We start from the raw sequence: 1,549 nt of genomic DNA, 5'->3' as shown, positions 1-1,549 counted from the left end.
ATCCCCGGCGAGGAGCACACATCCTTCGACCCGGGGGTCTCCGAATGGGCGAACCCATGCACAGCAGTGTGCATATCCCCCCGCTGAATGCATAGGCGGGGGGAGGACAACCCGGGGAACTGAAACATCTAAGTACCCGGAGGAGAGGAAATCAATCTCGAGACTCCCCGAGTAGCGGCGAGCGAAAGGGGACCGATGGCCAAACCGTCGAGCGGGCATACCCGGCAGGGGTTCCGCCGACGGGGTTGCAGGGCCGCGCATCCGGGGGCTGCCGTCCCCGGGCGCAGGTCCGGCTGGGGAGCGGAACGGCATGGGAGGGCCGGCCGCAGCGGGTGACAGCCCCGTACGCGAACCCAGACCGGACGGCGCGACGCGGTCCCTGAGTAGGGCCGGGCACGTGAAACCCGGTCCGAACCTGGGTGGACCACCATCCAAGCCTGAGTACTACCCTGTGACCGATAGCGCACCAGTACCGTGAGGGAAAGGTGAAAAGCACCCCGGGAGGGGAGTGAAACAGTACCTGAAACCGTGCGCCCACGAGCAGTCGGAGCAACTTTACGTTGTGACGGCGTGCCTTTTGTAGAATGAGCCAGCGAGTCGCTGGCGCGGGGCGAGGTTAACCGAAAGGGAGCCGGAGCGAAAGCGAGCCTTAACAGGGCGACTTGAGTCCCGCGCCGCGGACGCGAAGCCGGGTGAGCTATCCGTGGGCAGGCTGAAGCGGGGGTAAGACCCCGTGGAGGGCCGAACGCACGTCGGTTGAAAACGGCGGCGATGACCTGCGGATAGGGGTGAAAGGCCAATCAAACCCGGAGATATCTCGTTCTCCCCGAAATAGCTTTAGGGCTAGCGTCGCGCGTTCACCGCCGGAGGTAGAGCACCGGATGGACGAGGGGGCTTCGCCGCCTACCGAATCCAACCGAACTCCGAATGCCGGCGGCCCAGAGCGCGGCAGTCAGAGCATGTGGGCTAAGCTGTGTGCTCGAGAGGGAAACAGCCCGGACCGCCCGCTAAGGTCCCCAAGTTCCAGCCGAGTGGCAAAGGATGTGCGTCCGCCCAGACAACCAGGATGTTGGCTTAGAAGCAGCCATGCATTCAAAGAGTGCGTAACAGCTCACTGGTCGAGTGGACATGCGCCGACAATACACGGGGCTAAGCTGGACACCGAAGCGGCGGGATTTTGATTTTCAGAATCGGTAGGGGAGCTTCCCATGGGCGGGGAAGCCGCCGGGCGACCGGCGGTGGAGCGCATGGGAGTGAGAATGCTGGCATGAGTAGCGAGAGACGAGAGAGTAACTCGTCCGCCGTGAACCCGAGGTTTCCTGGGCAAGGCTAATCCTCCCAGGGTCAGTCGGGGGCTAAGGCGAGGCCGGTAGGCGTAGCCGACGCGCAGCAGGCAGACATTCCTGCACCGCGCACGCGGCGCTACGACCGACGGGGCGACGGATGGGGGTGGCTCGGCGGGGTTCTGGACGTCCCCGTGATGGAGCGCGGCCCGCGGACCAGGGAAATCCGGTCCGCATCGAGGGCGAGGCTCCGGACGAAGCGACTG

General features: G+C 64.9%; 1 rRNA gene (running past one end of the window). It reads left to right on the top strand.

The features are described from left to right. Positions 1-1,549: ribosomal RNA gene (locus tag DW661_RS10215) — 23S ribosomal RNA — on the top strand (its annotated part continues 1,801 nt past the right edge of the window); the annotation flags it as partial.

The organism is Collinsella sp. AM24-1, from assembly GCF_003470325.1.
Classification (GTDB): Bacteria; Actinomycetota; Coriobacteriia; order Coriobacteriales; family Coriobacteriaceae; genus Collinsella.
Note: the sequence above shows the minus strand (reverse complement) of the source record. Positions and strands in the feature narration are given on the sequence as shown.